The 15,547-nt window shown below is 71.1% G+C and carries 17 protein-coding genes; 12 read left to right on the top strand and 5 right to left on the bottom strand.

Going from position 1 to position 15,547, the window contains the following annotated elements; genetic code table 11:
• The first annotated feature begins 40 nt into the window (after positions 1–40).
• From ACR68M_RS11575 to ACR68M_RS11595, 5 genes are all read left to right on the top strand, one after another.
• Complete coding sequence (locus ACR68M_RS11575) at positions 41–916, top strand: alpha/beta fold hydrolase (RefSeq protein ID WP_441250370.1); 876 nt, start codon at positions 41–43, stop codon at positions 914–916.
• Between the two features lie 256 nt (positions 917–1,172).
• Positions 1,173–1,319 carry a hypothetical protein gene (locus ACR68M_RS11580; protein ID WP_441250371.1) on the top strand — a complete coding sequence of 49 codons (147 nt, stop codon included), beginning with the start codon at positions 1,173–1,175 and terminating at the stop codon, positions 1,317–1,319.
• 229 nt (positions 1,320–1,548) lie between these two features.
• A complete protein-coding gene (locus ACR68M_RS11585; RefSeq protein ID WP_441250372.1) occupies positions 1,549–2,187 on the top strand; it encodes a DUF6758 family protein in 639 nt (212 codons plus the stop codon).
• 102 nt (positions 2,188–2,289) lie between these two features.
• On the top strand, positions 2,290–3,150 hold the full coding sequence (locus ACR68M_RS11590; RefSeq protein WP_441250373.1) for a PHP domain-containing protein: 861 nt from the start codon (positions 2,290–2,292) through the stop codon (positions 3,148–3,150).
• Between the two features lie 76 nt (positions 3,151–3,226).
• Entirely contained in the window at positions 3,227–3,841 is a 615-nt protein-coding gene (locus tag ACR68M_RS11595; RefSeq protein ID WP_441250374.1) for a MarC family protein, read from the top strand.
• Between the two features lie 126 nt (positions 3,842–3,967).
• Here the strand turns inward: ACR68M_RS11595 and ACR68M_RS11600 are convergent, their stop codons facing one another.
• Complete coding sequence (locus tag ACR68M_RS11600; RefSeq protein ID WP_441250375.1) at positions 3,968–4,618, bottom strand: suppressor of fused domain protein; 651 nt, start codon at positions 4,616–4,618, stop codon at positions 3,968–3,970.
• Between the two features lie 435 nt (positions 4,619–5,053).
• On the opposite strand from ACR68M_RS11600, the gene corA reads away from it, so the two are divergent.
• Complete coding sequence (gene corA, locus ACR68M_RS11605) at positions 5,054–6,169, top strand: magnesium/cobalt transporter CorA (RefSeq protein ID WP_441250376.1); 1,116 nt, start codon at positions 5,054–5,056, stop codon at positions 6,167–6,169.
• A gap of 57 nt (positions 6,170–6,226) precedes the next feature.
• Here the strand turns inward: corA and ACR68M_RS11610 are convergent, their stop codons facing one another.
• Positions 6,227–7,159 (bottom strand): DMT family transporter, encoded by a 933-nt coding sequence (locus ACR68M_RS11610; protein WP_441250377.1) that lies wholly within the window; start codon positions 7,157–7,159, stop codon positions 6,227–6,229.
• A gap of 137 nt (positions 7,160–7,296) precedes the next feature.
• Here ACR68M_RS11610 and ACR68M_RS11615 point away from each other — a divergent pair, with 137 nt between their 5' ends.
• From ACR68M_RS11615 to ACR68M_RS11635, 5 genes are all read left to right on the top strand, one after another.
• Positions 7,297–7,854 carry a hypothetical protein gene (locus tag ACR68M_RS11615; protein ID WP_441250378.1) on the top strand — a complete coding sequence of 186 codons (558 nt, stop codon included), beginning with the start codon at positions 7,297–7,299 and terminating at the stop codon, positions 7,852–7,854.
• Positions 7,855–7,905: 51 nt separating this feature from the next.
• Complete coding sequence (locus ACR68M_RS11620; RefSeq protein ID WP_441250379.1) at positions 7,906–8,736, top strand: MerR family transcriptional regulator; 831 nt, start codon at positions 7,906–7,908, stop codon at positions 8,734–8,736.
• A gap of 63 nt (positions 8,737–8,799) precedes the next feature.
• Positions 8,800–10,092: a magnesium transporter MgtE N-terminal domain-containing protein gene (locus ACR68M_RS11625; RefSeq protein WP_441250380.1), complete on the top strand. Its 1,293-nt coding sequence runs from the start codon at positions 8,800–8,802 to the stop codon at positions 10,090–10,092.
• The gene (locus ACR68M_RS11630) at positions 10,082–10,711 is read left to right on the top strand and encodes a DUF1003 domain-containing protein (protein WP_441250381.1); all 630 of its coding nucleotides are present in this window, start codon (positions 10,082–10,084) and stop codon (positions 10,709–10,711) included. The genes ACR68M_RS11625 and ACR68M_RS11630 overlap by 11 nt, the downstream gene beginning before the upstream one ends.
• A 56-nt stretch (positions 10,712–10,767) precedes the next feature.
• The gene (locus tag ACR68M_RS11635) at positions 10,768–11,928 is read left to right on the top strand and encodes an Mrp/NBP35 family ATP-binding protein (RefSeq protein WP_441250382.1); all 1,161 of its coding nucleotides are present in this window, start codon (positions 10,768–10,770) and stop codon (positions 11,926–11,928) included.
• A 168-nt stretch (positions 11,929–12,096) separates the two neighbouring features.
• Here the strand turns inward: ACR68M_RS11635 and ACR68M_RS11640 are convergent, their stop codons facing one another.
• Complete coding sequence (locus tag ACR68M_RS11640; protein WP_441250383.1) at positions 12,097–12,402, bottom strand: hypothetical protein; 306 nt, start codon at positions 12,400–12,402, stop codon at positions 12,097–12,099.
• Between the two features lie 596 nt (positions 12,403–12,998).
• Here ACR68M_RS11640 and ACR68M_RS11645 point away from each other — a divergent pair.
• Positions 12,999–14,183, top strand: coding sequence for a tyrosine-type recombinase/integrase (locus ACR68M_RS11645; RefSeq protein ID WP_441250384.1), 1,185 nt, complete (start codon positions 12,999–13,001; stop codon positions 14,181–14,183).
• Between the two features lie 75 nt (positions 14,184–14,258).
• Here ACR68M_RS11645 and ACR68M_RS11650 read toward each other — a convergent pair whose 3' ends face one another.
• Both ACR68M_RS11650 and ACR68M_RS11655 read right to left on the bottom strand, forming a co-directional pair.
• Positions 14,259–14,945, bottom strand: a complete 687-nt coding sequence (locus tag ACR68M_RS11650) for a hypothetical protein (protein WP_441250385.1) — start codon at positions 14,943–14,945, stop codon at positions 14,259–14,261.
• Between the two features lie 173 nt (positions 14,946–15,118).
• On the bottom strand, positions 15,119–15,538 hold the full coding sequence (locus tag ACR68M_RS11655) for a sec-independent translocase (RefSeq protein ID WP_441250386.1): 420 nt from the start codon (positions 15,536–15,538) through the stop codon (positions 15,119–15,121).
• Between the last annotated feature and the right edge of the window lie 9 nt (positions 15,539–15,547).

Consider the following 15,547-nt stretch of genomic DNA (forward strand, 5'->3'; position numbering starts at 1 on the left):
GCCCGTTTCGCGCCCTTCGCCCCGCAAGGAGCCCGCCCCGATGAGCACCCCGCCGTTCCTCGTCCTCCCCTCCTGCGCCCAGGCCCTGCGGCTGAGCACCGCCCGGGGCAGCTTCGCCGCCCACCTGGCCGAGCCCGCCGGGCCCGCCAAGGGCACCGCCCTGCTGGTGCCCGGCTTCACCGGCAGCAAGGAGGACTTCATCGCCCTCCTGGAGCCGCTGGCCCTGGCGGGCTACCGCGTCGTCGCGGTCGACCAGCGCGGGCAGTACGAGACCGGCGGCCCGGCCGACCAGGCCGCGTACGCCGTCGGCGAGCTGGCCGAGGACGTGCTCGCCCTGACCGCCGCCCTGCGCGGGCCGGGCGGGCCGGGCGAGCTGGGCGGCGACGGCCTGCTGCACCTGCTCGGGCACTCGTTCGGCGGCCAGGTCGTCCGCGAGGCCGTCCTGCGGGCGGGCGGGGAGCTGCCCTGGAGCTCGCTGACGCTGCTCTCCACCGGCCCCGGCGCGATCGACCCGAGCGAGGCCGCCCGCACGAAGCTGCTGGTGGACGCCCTGGCCTCGATGGATCTGGAGTCGATCTGGCAGATCATGCAGCAGATGGACGAGGGTGCCCCGGCGCTGCGCCCGGAGATCGCCGACTTCCTGCACCGCCGCTGGCTGGCCAACCTCCCCGAGGCTCTGATCGCCATGGGAAGCCACCTGATCTCCGCCCCCGACCGGGTCGGTGAGCTGGCCGCCGTGCCGCTGCCCAAGCTGGTGCTCTCCGGCATCCGCGACTACGCCTGGCCGGTCGAGGAGCAGTCCGCGATGGCCGAGCGCCTCGGCGCCGACCGGGTCGTGATCGTCGACGCGGCGCACTCGCCCAACGCCGAGCAGCCCGCCGAGACCGCCGCCGCACTGGCCGGTTTCTGGCGGTAGACCCACTCGCACTGTGATCCACATCACGCCGAGTTGACATAGCACAGGACAAAAGTCTTTAGCTCGGGTAATATTTGATTCTGTCCGGGAATCATTGATCCACGCTGCCCCGTTGACACTGACGTCGAAACCGGGACTTAACGGGCAGGCAATCGCCCGTTAGCCGCAGCCCGGCACCTTGGTTGCTGAGGCACCAGCAACAACGACCGAACCGAACGAGCCTCGGGAGCCACCGAGGTCAGAGAAGGAGAGGCCCATGCGTTTCGAGATCCTCCGCCTGGATGACATCCAGGGCTCCGCCACCGACACCCAGATCGCCGACGCCGCGACCGTACGCGAGCTCGTGGATGCCGCCGCCCGTACCGGCGAGCGCCTCCTGATCCGCCCGTGCAAGGCGGTCTGACCGGCGCCGGACGGGCCGACGCCCCGTCCGAGCCTCCGATACCCCACTGACGCCCCGTCATCCGACCCATCGGAGGATGACGGGGCGTCAGTGTGTTCGGGCCCGGCACCGGGCGGGTTTGCCGGTACGCGTCACGGGACATCCCCTTAGGACTGCACGGCACCGCGACGCGCCCCATACGGGTGATCGTCCTTGACGCGGCGCTCCGGAGGGAGGACCGTTGTCGGTTATGAGGGGCGAGCCAAGCTGCCCGAGGTGCGCCGGCCGGGTCCGGGCGCCCGGACTCTTCTCCGACACCTGGCAGTGTGACCAGCACGGCGCCGTGCACCCGATGCAGCCGGTGCTGCCCCCGAGCATCGAGGCCCTCGGTGTGGCCGTCACGCGGTCGCAGATCCCCGTCTGGCTGCCCTGGCCGCTGCCCGTCGGCTGGCTCTACACCGGCATCGCCCACGCGGGGGACGACCTCTCCGGCGCCCGCGCCACCGCCGTCGCCTGCTCCGGGCCCGCCCCGCTGGGCGGCTTCGGCGAGCTGGTGCTCGTCGCGGAGGAGCTCGGGGTCGGCCTCGGCGCCCGGTACGCGGGGCTCCCCGGGCCCGACCCGGGCGAGTCCGTCTCGCTCTACAAGCCCGCCGACGCCAAGCTGCTCGCCGCCGGGCGGCCGACGCCGATGTTCCACGTGCCGGACGCAGCGTCCGACCGCGCCGTCTTCGTCGGCGAGGCACGCGGGCTCTGGCTCTGGGCGATCGTCTGGCCCGAGCAGTCCGGGCTGATGATGTACGACGAGTTGGTGCTCACCGACCTGCGGGACGCGGGGGCCGAGCTCGAACTGCTCCCCTGCGGTGCGCTCTCGCCGCGCCTGCTGACCTGAGCCGACCCGACCTGACCAGGCGCGTCCGGACGGATTCCGGGCGGATCAAGGCGGCCTCTATCCTGGGCTGAGCTGCCAGCCCACCCCAGGAGTCCAGAGCCAGTGCGCATCGACCTGCACGCCCACAGCAACGCCTCCGACGGTACCGACACCCCCGCCGAGCTGGTCGCGGCAGCCGTGGCCGCCGGGCTGGACGTGGTCGCCCTGACCGACCACGACACGGTCTCCGGTCACGTCGAGGCGGCCGAGGCCGTGCACGCCCTCCCGAGCGGCAGCAGGCTCACCCTGGTGCCCGGCGCCGAGCTGTCCTGCCAGGTCGGGGGCATCAGCATGCACCTGCTGGCGTACCTCTTCGACCCCGCCGAGCCGGCCTTCGCCGCCGAGCGCGAGCTCGTCCGGACGGACCGCTTCCGGCGCGGCCGGGCGATCGTCGAGCGCTGCCGCGAGCTGGGGGCGGAGATCAGCTGGGAACAGGTGCAGCGGATCGCCGGCGACGGTTCGGTCGGCCGCCCGCACATCGCCAGCGCCCTGGTCGAGGCGGGCGTGGTCGAGACGGTCTCGGACGCCTTCACCGCCGAGTGGCTCGCCAACGGCGGCCGGGCCGACGTGCGCAAGCACGAGACCGACCCGGCGGCGGCCGTCCGGCGGGTCCGGGCCGCCGGGGGCGTGCCGGTCTTCGCCCACCCCGGGGCGGTCAAGCGCGGGCACACCGTCTCCGACCAGGTGATCGCCGACCTCGCGGCGGCCGGGCTGGCCGGGCTGGAGGTCGACCACGTCGACCACGACGAGCAGGCCCGCACCCACCTGACCGGCCTCGCCGCCGAGCTGGGCCTCTTCACCACCGGCTCCAGCGACTACCACGGCAGCCGGAAGACCGTCCGGCTCGGCGAGCACACCACCGACCCAGCGGCGTACGAGCAGCTGCTCGCCCAGGCCACCGGCGCCGAGCCGATCACCCGCTGAGGGTGCGTCACCCGTGGCGCGATCGGACAATACGTGACATGAGCGACGCACCCCCGGCAGATCCGAGCACCGCCCCATGAGCTTCTTCGACCTGACGACCTTCGGGTCGCTCTTCGTCACCCTCTTCGTGATCATGGACCCGCCGGGCACCATCCCGATCTTCCTCGCCCTCACCTCCGGGCGGGCGCACAAGGTGCAGCGCAAGATGGCCTGGCAGGCGGCGGCCGTGGCGCTCGGCGTGATCACCACCTTCGGCCTCTTCGGCCAGCAGATCCTCGACTACCTGCACGTCTCCATCCCCGCACTGCAGATCTCCGGCGGCATCCTGTTGCTGCTCATCGCCCTCGACCTGCTCACCGGCAAGATCGAGGAGCCGACCCAGACCAAGGACGTCAACGTCGCCCTCGTCCCGCTCGGCACCCCGCTGCTCGCCGGGCCCGGCGCGATCGTCGCGGTGATCCTCGCCGTCCAGGGCGCCCACGGCGGCGCCCAGGACTTCGCGGTCTGGACGGCGATCGTCGCGATGCACATCGTCATGTGGCTGACCATGCGCTTCTCGCTCGTGATCATCCGGATCATCAAGGAGGGCGGCGTCGTCCTGATCACCCGGCTCTCCGGGCTGCTGCTCTCGGCCATCGCCGTCCAGCTGGTCGCCAGCGGCGTCTTCGGCTTCATCGAGACCCACCCCTGACGGGCTTCGCACCTGGACCGACCATGCACCTCCAGGGGCGCGAGGAACTGCGCGAGGGCGGAAGGCACCGGACCATTACTCCCGATTTCGCGCAGTTCCCCGCGCCCCTGGGGCCAGCCAGTTGCGTTAGTCCAAGGGGACGCCGCGCCGCTGCGGGTCACGGAGGTCTGTGCCGTGGCTGAGCCAGCGTTCTTCGAGGGCGGCGGCGCCCTGGACGCGTTTGAAGGCGGCCTCGTTGGGGGTCATCGGCAGCAGGGGGAGGAAGTGGACGGGGGCGGCCGGGGCGGCGAGCTCCAGGTCGGGGACGAGACCGCCCGGCTCGGCGGCCAGCACGGAGGTGAAGGGTGCCCCCTCCCAGAGCGGCCGGCCGAGGTCGAGCGAGCCGCCGGGGGCCACGACCAGGCCCTCCACCTGCGGAGTGGCCGCGAACGTCGCCAGCGTGCGGACGACGTCGTCACGCCCCCCACGGACGGTGAGCACCAACTCCGCGCGCGGCCCCTGCACCGGATCGGCCAGCATCGCCGACGGGTCGGCCATCGGTGCGGCCGCCATGCCGAGGGTCGCGTACCGGACCAGACCGTCGGCGTCCGGGCCGAACCGCAGCACCTCGATCCGGTCGGCGCCGAGGAAGGTGACACCCGCCCGACCTGTGGGTTCGCCGAAGGTGCTGAGCAGCCGGGCCTCGACGGCGGCCAGGACGGACTCGCGTGAGAGCTCGTCGGGGCCGGAGCCGGAGCCGTCCGAGAAGTCACCGAAGAGGGGGAAGTCGTGCGCCATGGACCCGACCCTAGACCTTCGGGCGGCCCGGCCCGAGAACACCCCAGCAGCGGCGGGGGGCCAACTGTTAGTGTGGGCCACTTGGCACCGGGGATGCTCATCTCCAGGGCAAGCGGCTCGAAGGAGGTGGTTGTGGTGGATACCAGCCGACCATGCAGTACCGGCAGCTCTGCCCGGCCGCATCGTCCTCGCCGCTCGTACCGCTGATCCGACGGTCCGTCACCAGTCCGTCCGACCGATCAGGCTGATCCGACAAGGCGTCGCAGTGCAGGCCGGGAGAGCGCCCTCGCCGGAGCCCCGCCGTCCACATCGCGCCCCAGCAAGGCACAGGACTGAGCGTGGGCACCGGCCCTTCCCGTCGGTGTACCCCCGCCGTCGCACCATGACTGCCACCGCGCGCCACCGTGCGACGACTCCTGCCCTGAGGAGCCAGCCATGTCGATGATCAACAACCTGCGTGCCGCCGTCCGTCCCCAGCGCCGCCGGACCGACGAGCCCTTCGACCTCCTGCGCCCCGGCCACGGCGAATCCGCCGTCGTCGACTGCGCCGTGTACCAGGAGGGCCGACGGGCCGGCGAGAGTTGCAGCCCGCGCGAGGCCGTCCAGCGGGTCCGGCTCGCCAAGCAGCAGCAAGCCGAATCGTTCAGCTGGATCGGTCTGCACGAGCCCACCGAGGCCGAGTTCGAGGGCATCGCCAAGCGCTTCGGCCTGCACCCGCTGGCCGTCGAGGACGCGGTGCACGCGCACCAGCGGCCCAAGGTCGAGCGGTACGACGACGTGCTGTTCGCCGTCTTCAAGACCGTCCGGTACGTGGAGCACGCCCAGCTCACCCCGACCAGCGAGGTGGTCGACACCGGCGAGCTGATGGTCTTCGTCGGCGCGGACTTCGTGATCACCGTCCGGCACGGCGCGCACAGCTCGCTCAAGGAGCTGCGCCACCGCCTCGAAGGCGACCTCGACGGCGCCGCGCTGCTCACCAAGGGCCCGTCGGCGGTGCTGCACGCGATCGCCGACCAGGTGGTCGACGACTACCTGCTGGTGGCCGAGCGGCTGCAGAACGACGTGGACGAGATCGAGATCGACGTCTTCGCCAACCGTGGCGGTCGCGGGGCGGACGTCGGGCGGGTCTACCAGCTCAAGCGCGAGGTGCTGGAGTTCAAGCGGGCCGTGACGCCGATGCTGCGGCCGATGCAGCAGCTCTCCGAGTCGGTGCAGGGCCCGGTCGACCCGGACATCCGCAAGTACTTCCGGGACGTCGCCGACCACCTGGCCCGCGTCACCGAGCAGGTGCACGGCTTCGACGAGCTGCTCAACTCGCTGCTGCAGGCGAACCTGGCGCAGGTCTCCGTCGCGCAGAACGAGGACATGCGGAAGATCACCGCCTGGGCGGCGATCTTCGCGGTGCCCACCATGATCACCGGCGTGTACGGGATGAACTTCGACTACATGCCCGAGCTGCACCACCGCTACGGCTACCCGATCGTGCTCGGCGCCATCACGGTCATCTGCATCGGCATGTACCGGGGCTTCCGCCGCAACGGCTGGCTCTGACGCAGCACCTCCACGCACCTGGCTGACCCAGGGGCATTTGCGTGGCTGGGCCAGGCGTCAGCGGCGGCCGCCCCTGGCCACCAGGACGAGGCCGAGCAGGATGACGGCGACGGCCGGGTAGGCCGCCGCCGGGGGCCACTGGCCGAGCCAGACGGCGGCGATCAGGGCTGCGCCGGGGGTCTCCAGCAGGATCGCCGTCGAGGTGACGGACGGGCCGAGGGTGCGGACGACGCGGTTGCTCAGCGAGTGGCCGAGCAGCTGGGCAGTGACCATCAGCAGGGCGATCTGCCACCACACCCCGGCGGACCAGCCGGAGAGCCCGGTGCCCGTCACGAGGCAGACGCCGAGCAGCACGACGGCGGTGGTCGTGTAGCAGACCAGCGTGTACGCCGTGGTGCTGACGGTCCGTCGGACTTCGGCGCCGAGCAGCATGTAGCCCGCCGCCGCCAGCCCGGCCCCGAGCGCCAGCGCGTCGCCGACCAGGGCCTTGGAGGAGAGCGAGAGGTCGACGCCGGTCAGCACCAGGACGCCCGCGAAGGCCACGCACATGCCCGCCCAGACCAGCCGTGGTGCTCTGGTGCCGAAGAGCCGCATCAGCAGGATCGTCCACAGCGGGGTGGTGGTGACCAGTGCCGTCGCCGAGGCGACCGAGGTCAGCCGCAGGCTCGGCATCCAGAGCGCGAAGTGCACCGCCAGCAGCACCCCGGCGGCGATCGCGAGCAGCAGCGGGCGGCGGCCGATGCCGCGCAGCTCGGCGCGGTGCCGCAGCAGCGCGTACGGGCCGAGCACGCCGACCGACATGACATTGCGCCAGAAAGCGATGGCGAGCGCGGGGGCCGCCGTGGCACTGATCAGGGGTGCGGAGAGCGAGATCCCGCCGATCGACACGGCCAGCAGCAGCAGGTCCGCCTTGGGGAGCGGGGCGTGAGCGGCGGCTTCGACCTGGGAGGGGGCTTGAGCTGCGGTGTCAGGCCGGGCGGCGGTGGGCACAGCTCTCCTCCTGGGGGTCGGGCGGGGCGGCGGGGACAGTACAAAGGTAAGGGGTATCAACGAGTCATGACACTGTCATCCTGAGCCGTGAGACACCCTCCGGACAGGGTGGGCCGGACGCCGTAACCTGGTGCGTCATGGAGCCTACGACGACCGCCGCCCCCTCCCCCGACGAGCGCGCGCTGCACGACCGGGCCCTCCTGGAGGAGGCCGCGAAGAAGTCCGGGCTGCTCTGGGTGCTGGCCGAGGGCCAGTCACAGAGCCGGGCCCTGTGGCACGCCTGGCACGACGGGGCCGTGGTGGTGGTCGGCGACGGCGCCGAGCAGCCGCTGCACGGGCTGACCGCCGGTGCGACCGCGACGGTGACCGTCCGCAGCAAGGACAAGTGGGGGCGGCTCACCGCCTGGCCCGCCGAGGTGAGCGAACTCACGCCGCAGAGCGAGGGCTGGCTCGGTGCGGTCGAGGAGCTGAAGGGCAAGCGCCTGAACGCCCCCGACACCGACACCATCGGCGACCGCTGGGCCCGCGAGTGCCGCGTCCTGCGGCTGGCGCCGTCCGGCCCGCTCAGCGAGCAGCCCGGCGCGATGTCGGAGGCCTCGCACGCCGCCGCCCCGATGGAGTCGCCCGTCACCACCCGCCGGCCGATCCCGGCCGGGCTGCCGAAGCTGGTCCTCAAGCGGCTGCGCTCCCGCTAGTTCACGCCGCTTGACCATGACACCGTGTCAGGCCCTTCACTCGGACTCACCATGTTCACCATCGGAGACTTCGCCAAGCACGGCCGGGTATCCGTCCGGATGCTCCGGCACTACGACGCCATCGGGCTGCTGCGGCCCGCCCGGGTCGACCCCGTCAACGGCTACCGCTGTTACGAGGCCGCCCAGCTGGCTCAGCTCAACCGCGTCATCGCCCTGAAGGACCTCGGCTTCACGCTCCAGCAGGTGCGGTCGATCCTCGACGAGCAGGTCGGCGCGGAGGAGCTGCGCGGCATGCTCAGGCTGCGGCAGGCCGAGCTGGAGGCGGTGGTGGCCGAGACGGCCACCCGGCTCACCAGGGTCGAGGCGAGGCTCCGGACGATCGAGAGTGAGGGCCGGATGCCCACCGACGACGTCGTGCTCAAGCGCATCCCCGGTGTCCGGGTCGCCGAGCTCAGCGCCACCGCCGCGAGTTACGAGCCCGAGGACATCACCCCCGTGATCGGGCCGCTCTTCGGGGAGCTGTGCCGTCGGGTCGCCGAGGCCGGTCTCACCCCGGTCGGGCCCAGCATCGCGTACTACCAGGACGCCGCCGACGGCGCCGTCACCGTCCACGTCGCCGAGCCGGTCGGCTCGGCACCGGCCGGCGACCCCGGCTTCGCGGTGGTCGACCTGCCCGCGATCGAGCAGGCCGCGACCATCGTCCACCGGGGTTCGCTCGACGGCGTGCTGCCCACCTCGCAGACCCTCGCCCGGTGGATCGACGCCACCGGCCACCGCCCGACCGGCTACGCCCGTGAGCTGTACCTGGAGTGCGAGGGCGATCCGTCCACCTGGGTCACCGAACTCCAGACGCCGGTCACGGCCGCCCAGGGCGGGAGCTGACGGGCTGACGGGTTCCGGCCCAGGTAGCCTAGGCGCGGAACAACCGGAGAGACGAGGGAGTCCATGGCAGGGCCAGGCAGCCGGGTCTTCATCTCGCATCTCTCCGGAGTCGCCGTCTTCGACCCGAACGGTGACCAGGTCGGCCGGGTCCGCGACGTCGTGGTGTCACTGCGGATCGGCGGCCGACCGCCACGCGTGCTCGGGCTGGTGGTCGAAGTGGTCGCCCGACGGCGGATCTTCCTGCCGATGACCCGGGTGACCAGTCTCGAATCCGGCCAGGTGCTCACCACCGGTGTGATCAACATGCGGCGCTTCGAACAGCGCCCCTCCGAGACGCTCGTGCTGGCCGAGCTGCTCGACCGCACCGTCACCCGCACCAAGACGCACGAAGAGGTCACCGTCCTCGACGTCGCGATGGTGCAGACCCGCGTCCGCGAGTGGGAGATCACCAAGGTCTTCGTCCAGACCGGCAAGGTCAGCCGGCTGCGGAAGGCCAAGGGCGAGACCCTGACGCTGGACTGGTCGGCGGTGACCGGCTTCGCGCTCGCCGAGGAGGGCCAGGGCGCGGCCAACCTGCTGGCCACCTTCGAGCAACTGCGCCCGGCCGACCTCGCCAACGTCATGCACCACCTGTCCGCCAAGCGCCGCGCCGAGGTCGCCGCCGCCCTCGACGACGACCGGCTCGCCGACGTCCTGGAGGAGCTGCCCGAGGACGACCAGATCGAGATCATCGGCAAGCTCAAGGAGGAGCGCGCCGCCGACGTCCTGGAGGCGATGGACCCGGACGACGCCGCCGACCTGCTCTCCGACCTCCCCGAGGAGGACGCCGAGCGGCTGCTGCGCCTGATGGAGCCCGAGGACGCCGCCGAGATGCGCCGGCTGCTCTCGTACGAGGAGGACACCGCCGGTGGTCTGATGACCACCGAGCCGATCGTGCTGGAGCCGGACGCAACCGTCGCCGAGGCACTGGCCCGCGTCCGGATCGCCGACAACAAGCCCGCGCTCGCCGCCCAGGTGTACGTCTGCCGGCCGCCGAACGAGACGCCGACCGGCAAGTACCTGGGCACCGTGCACTTCCAGCGGCTGCTGCGCGAGCCCCCGTACACGCTGGTCGGCTCGCTGGTCGACGACGACCTCGACCCGCTGCCGCCGGACACCCCGCTGCCGCTGATCACCAGCTACCTCGCGACGTACAACATGGTCGCGGCGCCGGTGGTGGACGAGTCCGACCACCTGCTCGGCGCCGTCACCGTCGACGACGTGCTGGACCACCTGCTGCCCGAGGACTGGCGCGAGGCCGCACTGCACGGCGACAACGACCACAGGCACGAGAGCGAGGAAGTCGGTGGACGCTGATCGCAAGGGGCGTCGGGAGGAGAGCCCGCGCCAGCGCCTCCAGGGTGAGCTGCGGGAGTTGCGTGAGCTGCGGGAGCTGCGCGTCCGCGAGGGCAAGAGCACGCCCCGGGCCGAGCAGTCCGGCGGCTCGGCCCGCGCCAGGCTCGACCAGCCGCGCACCTCGCGCCCCGGCCTGCTGACGCTGCCGACGTACGACCCGGAGTCCTTCGCCAAGCTCTCCGAGCGGATCGCCCGCTTCCTCGGCACCGGGCGGTTCATCGTCTGGATGACGATCATCATCGTCATCTGGGTGCTGTGGAACACCACGCTGCCCAGCGACTGGCGGTTCGACAACTACCCCTTCATCTTCCTCACCCTGGTGCTCTCCCTCCAGGCCTCGTACGCGGCGCCGCTGATCCTGCTCGCGCAGAACCGGCAGGACAACCGGGACCGCGTCAACATGGAGCAGGACCGGGCCCGCAGCGACCGCAACATCGCCGACACCGAGTACCTGACCCGCGAGGTCGCCGCACTGCGGCAGGGCCTCGGCGAGGTCGCCACCCGGGACTTCATCCGCTCCGAGCTGCAGTCACTGCTCAAGGAGATCGACGAGCGGCGGGACGCGTCCGAGATGCTGTGACCGGCAGCACCCTACTGCCGAGTTATCCGCCATCCGGCGAGCCGTACCATCAAGGCATGGCCAACGAGACAGAGGTTGCGGTCGGCGTGACGGAGGAGTCCGTACGCGAGGCACTCGCGACCGTCAACGACCCGGAGATCAACCGTCCGATCACCGAGATCGGGATGGTGAAATCGGTCGAGATCGACGACGACGGCACCGTCCGCGTCGCGGTCTACCTGACCGTGTCCGGCTGTCCGATGCGCGAGACGATCACCAGCCGGGTGACCGAGGCCGTCACCGCCGTCGCGGGCGTCACGGCCGTCGAGGTCGAGCTCGACGTGATGAGCGACGAGCAGCGCAAGGAGCTCTCCACCCTGCTGCGCGGCGGGGCGCCCGAGCGGGAGATCCCGTTCGCCAAGCCCGGCACGCTGACCCGGGTCTACGCGGTCGCCTCCGGCAAGGGCGGCGTCGGCAAGTCCTCGGTGACGGTCAACCTGGCCGCCGCGATGGCCGCCGACGGTATGAAGGTCGCCGTGGTGGACGCCGACATCTACGGGCACAGCGTGCCCCGGATGCTGGGTGTCGAGGGCCGCCCGACCCAGGTCCAGGACATGATCATGCCGCCGTCCTCGCACGGCGTGAAGGTCATCTCGATCGGCATGTTCACCCCGGGCAACACGCCGGTCGTCTGGCGCGGGCCGATGCTGCACCGCGCCCTCCAGCAGTTCCTCGCGGACGTCTACTGGGGCGACCTGGACGTGCTGCTGCTCGACCTCCCGCCGGGCACCGGTGACATCGCCATCTCCGTCGCCCAGCTGGTGCCGAACGCCGAGATCCTGATCGTCACCACCCCGCAGATGGCCGCCGCGGAGGTCGCCGAGCGCGCGGGCACCATCGCGCTGCAGACCCACCAGAAGATCGTGGGCGTGATCGAGAACATGGCCGGCATGCCGTGCCCGCACTGCGACGAGATCGTCGACGTCTTCGGCACCGGCGGCGGCCAGATCGTCGCCGAAGCCCTGACCCGCTCGGTCGGCGCGACCGTCCCCGTCCTCGGCTCCATCCCGATCGACGTCCGCCTCCGCGAGGGCGGCGACGACGGCACCCCCGTCGTCCTGGCCGCCCCCGACTCCCCGGCCGGCGCCGCCCTCCGCGCCGTCGCCGGCAAGCTCAGCGGCCGCCAGCGCGGCCTCTCCGGCTTGTCCCTGGGGCTGACCCCGAAGAACAAGTTCTGATCAGGCACTCGGCTGACCAGCGACCGAACACCGCTTCGGCTCTCTGACCAGCATCTATACCGTCGCTAGTTGTCAACGTTGATTGGCACTGGTTGACCCCATACGGCCCAGAGACGGCCCCGGGACTCGCCTCCCGGGGCCGTCTAGTGCGTTTAGGTGGACAAGGGCTCAGCTTTGCGCCGAAGTTGCGAAACCTGCCCATTCGCGCCAGCCCTGGGAAATCTCGTCACCGCTCCAACGCCACGGTTTAGTCCACATCTTGGGGATCCCGTGAATCCGTGCGCTGTAGTCGCGACGCATAGCGGCATACAGCACTACTAGCGGCGTCAACGCCACGGCCAGGACGCTCGCGACAAGTGCCCCGCTCAGTGCCAATACCGTCACAAGTACGCCTAACGCAGCGAGCAGAAGCGTTACAGGGGATCTGATGATCGAAACCCCGAACCGTTCGAAACGACCTGCTTGCTCTGGCATGGAGACCTCCGAGCCACTTACCGCCCACGTACGACGAAAAACCAGACCCTGTGTCCAGCTTAGAAGGCCCTCCGGCCCTTGGCCTCGCGGGTGGTGGAGCGGTTTTGGCCGGTGTCCTGTCTGGTCTGGGTCCGAGCATGATCGGGGGGCCGTAAGCTGTTGCGACTCGGTCAGGGGCTTCTGGGCCTGACCGCAATTTGGCCGAGTGGCCCCCCGTTCTTGCTCAGTGCGGGTACCGGTCCTGGCAGGTGGGTAAAACCGTGGAGCCGCCCGCCCCCGGCCACGGCGGGGTCTGAACATCCACTCGGCACAAGGCGCCAGCAGCTGGCGCGGCCGGCGCCGCCGAAGCGGGGCGAAGACAGGAGCGACGGCGAGCGGCGGGCCAGCGCCGCGAGCGCAGCGAGCCTTGATTAAGTAGCGAAACTCGTAACACCCCTCCCACCTCCACTCCTCCTCTCTGCCCTTCCCAACTCACTGCTCTTACATCAAGGCGAATCGACCGATCACGGCCGTCACGTCGTCATGGCGCTTGCCCCGGAAGTCCCGGCCCCAACGGCAAGCCCGTCAGGGTCAAGACCGACCGCCACGGCACCGGCATGCGCTACCGCGCCCGGTACATCGGCCCCGACGGCACCGAGAAGTCCAAGAGCTTCCCCGACCGCCAGAAGCGGCAGGCCGATCAGTGGCTCGCGCAGCTCGAAGCCGACATGGCACGCGGCCAGTACATCGACCCCAACGCCGGACGGATCACCGTGAGGCAGCACGCCGAAAAGTGGCTGGCCTCGCTGACCATGGACCCGCAGTCGTACGTCAGTACCGAGCAGCGCATCCGGCTTCACGTGGTGCCGCACCTCGGCACCCGGCCGCTCAGTGCGCTTCGGCCATCCGACATCCGCGAGTGGCTGGTGAAGCTGGCCGCTGGCGGGCTCGCTCCGGCTTCGCAGCGGGTGATCTTCGCTAACCTGAGCACGATGCTCACCGCTGCGGTCGAGGACCGGCTCATCCCGAGCAACCCGTGTCGCTCAACTTCCGTGCGTCCGCCGAAGCTTGCTCCTCGGCGCCTCGTGCCCTGGTCCCGTGAGTGGGTCCTCGGTGTACGGGCTGCCGTCCCGGCCAGGCTCAGGCCCATGGTGGACCTGGGGGCAGGTTGCGGCCTGCGTCAGGGGGAGATCTTCGGCTTGGCGGCGGACGATATCGACTTCACCAAGGGCGTCGTGAACGTCGTCCGACAGGTCCGACTGATCAGGAACCGCCCGGTCTTCTCCTTGCCGAAGGGCGGGAAGACCCGGTCCGTCCCGCTCCCCGACTCGGTGGCAGCATCTCTCCGGGCCCACCTCGCGGTGCACCCGCCGGTCACCATCTCCCTGCCCTGGCGGAGCGTGGACGGTCGGCCCGTCTCGGCGGACCTGCTCTTCGTGGACGCCAACAAGCGCAACCTGAACCGCAATCGCTTCAACGTCGAGATCTGGCGCCCGGCTCTCAAATCCGCCGGCATCCCGGCTGGCCGCGAGAACGGAATGCATGCGCTGCGGCACTTCTACGCCTCGGTCCTGCTGCGCTTCGGGGAGAGCATCAAGGCCCTGAGCGTGTACCTGGGGCACCGCGATCCCGGGTTCACCCTGCGCTCGTACACCCACCTGATGCCCGACGCCGAGAACCGCCCGAAGGCCGCGATCGACCAGGCCCTCGGCGGCCCCGACCCGGCTGACGGCCCAGCGACGGCCCCGGGGCCCAATGCTGACGATAAGTCAGCTGATCAGAGGCCCGATGAGCTGAGTTGAACAAGTTCTGACCCGCTGAGACGCACCGGAGCGTCACCCCCCTGGGGATGACGCTCCGGTGCCTGCGCGAGCAGGTCAGCGGGCCGTGTAGGCCGTCAGGTCGGTGACGGTGCCGAAGCCGGCACCGTAGGCGCTGATGCCTCGGCCGTAGGCGCCCAGGAGGACTCCGGGAGCCTCGCCGGCCAGGACCCAGCCGTATTCGGACTCGCGGTAGCGGAAGGGCTGCGGGAGGCCGTTGACGGGGAGGGTGAGGGTGGACCAGCCGGGGCCGTCGAGGTCGTCGGCGAGGTCCCAGGCGAGGGCGGTCTGCTGGTCGAGCCAGTCCTGCCGCAGGGCCCGGTCGAGCTGGCCCGGCCAGGTCGCGGCGAGCAGGCCGGAGCCGGCCAGCCAGGCGGCGGAGGAGGCCGAGGTCGCCTCCAGGGTGCCGGTGTTGTCGGCGCTGCGCCGGACGTCGCGGCGGCCCATCGTGACCACCACCGCGAACCGGCGGACGTCCCGGGCCTCGTAGCTCTTGGCCGGCTCCTCGCCGTGGCCGAGCGTGCCGTAGTCGACGCCGGTGCGCTGCCCGCCCCGGGCGGTGCCCGCACCGGCCTGCATCAGCCAGCGGCGGCCCGTCCAGCCGTCGTCCAGGCCGTACCAGGGGAAGTCCGCGGCCAGGTAGGGCGCCATCGGATCGGCCGGCGGACCGGCCTGGGCGCCGACCACCGCCGCGCCCTGCTCCCCCGCCGTGGCCGTGCTGCTCGCACTGCTCCTCGCGTCCATCCCCGGGCCTCCTCGACACCTGTTCCCTGCGCAGCGGGCTCCATGGTGGCGCACGCCGACGCTCCCGCCCGGGAGATCGCGGCCGGAACAGCCGTGACCTGGCCCACACCGGGAGACGTAAGCACAATAGCGGCGCGCACCGGAAAGCCCGGCGCAGCCGTACGCGAGGGCTCTCAGGTGGCGTCGAGGTCGAACGGCGGGCGCTCGCCCTTCACCAGCGGGTCGCCCGTCGCCGGGGCCGGGGAGGGGCTCTTGGTGAGGTCGGCGGGCGCGGCCTTCGGCGGCTCGTCGTTGAGGACGGACTTGAAGTCCAGCCCGTCGCGGATCTCCTTGAACCCGAGCGGGTCCTCGTTGCCGCCGAGCAGCTGCTTGCGGACGAAGGTCTTCGGGTGCAGGTCCTCGAAGTCGAAGTCCTTGAACTCCGGGCCGAGCTCGGAGCGGATGTCCTCCTTGGCGCTGTCCGCGAAGGACCGGATCTTCCGGATGAAGCCCATCGTGTCCTGGATCAGCTTGGGCAGCTTGTCCGGCCCGAAGATGACGACGGCCATGATGACGAGCGTCACGACCTCGAGTGGGCCTATGTCGGAGAACACGTAAGCTCC

This window comes from Kitasatospora sp. McL0602 (genome assembly GCF_052076145.1).
Classification (GTDB): Bacteria; Actinomycetota; Actinomycetes; order Streptomycetales; family Streptomycetaceae; genus Kitasatospora.

Excerpts from the sequence above, each read along its gene's own strand:
- ACR68M_RS11585 (WP_441250372.1), top strand. The coding sequence starts at position 1,549 with ATGAGGGGCGAGCCAAGCTGCCCGAGGTGCGCCGGCCGGGTCCGGGCG.
- ACR68M_RS11595 (WP_441250374.1), top strand. The coding sequence starts at position 3,227 with ATGAGCTTCTTCGACCTGACGACCTTCGGGTCGCTCTTCGTCACCCTC.
- ACR68M_RS11600 (WP_441250375.1), bottom strand. The coding sequence starts at position 4,618 with ATGGCGCACGACTTCCCCCTCTTCGGTGACTTCTCGGACGGCTCCGGC.
- corA (WP_441250376.1), top strand. The coding sequence starts at position 5,054 with ATGTCGATGATCAACAACCTGCGTGCCGCCGTCCGTCCCCAGCGCCGC.
- ACR68M_RS11575 (WP_441250370.1), top strand. The coding sequence starts at position 41 with ATGAGCACCCCGCCGTTCCTCGTCCTCCCCTCCTGCGCCCAGGCCCTG.
- ACR68M_RS11580 (WP_441250371.1), top strand. The coding sequence starts at position 1,173 with ATGCGTTTCGAGATCCTCCGCCTGGATGACATCCAGGGCTCCGCCACC.
- ACR68M_RS11620 (WP_441250379.1), top strand. The coding sequence starts at position 7,906 with ATGTTCACCATCGGAGACTTCGCCAAGCACGGCCGGGTATCCGTCCGG.
- ACR68M_RS11615 (WP_441250378.1), top strand. The coding sequence starts at position 7,297 with ATGGAGCCTACGACGACCGCCGCCCCCTCCCCCGACGAGCGCGCGCTG.
- ACR68M_RS11650 (WP_441250385.1), bottom strand. The coding sequence starts at position 14,945 with ATGGACGCGAGGAGCAGTGCGAGCAGCACGGCCACGGCGGGGGAGCAG.
- ACR68M_RS11625 (WP_441250380.1), top strand. The coding sequence starts at position 8,800 with ATGGCAGGGCCAGGCAGCCGGGTCTTCATCTCGCATCTCTCCGGAGTC.
- ACR68M_RS11640 (WP_441250383.1), bottom strand. The coding sequence starts at position 12,402 with ATGCCAGAGCAAGCAGGTCGTTTCGAACGGTTCGGGGTTTCGATCATC.
- ACR68M_RS11645 (WP_441250384.1), top strand. The coding sequence starts at position 12,999 with ATGCGCTACCGCGCCCGGTACATCGGCCCCGACGGCACCGAGAAGTCC.
- ACR68M_RS11635 (WP_441250382.1), top strand. The coding sequence starts at position 10,768 with ATGGCCAACGAGACAGAGGTTGCGGTCGGCGTGACGGAGGAGTCCGTA.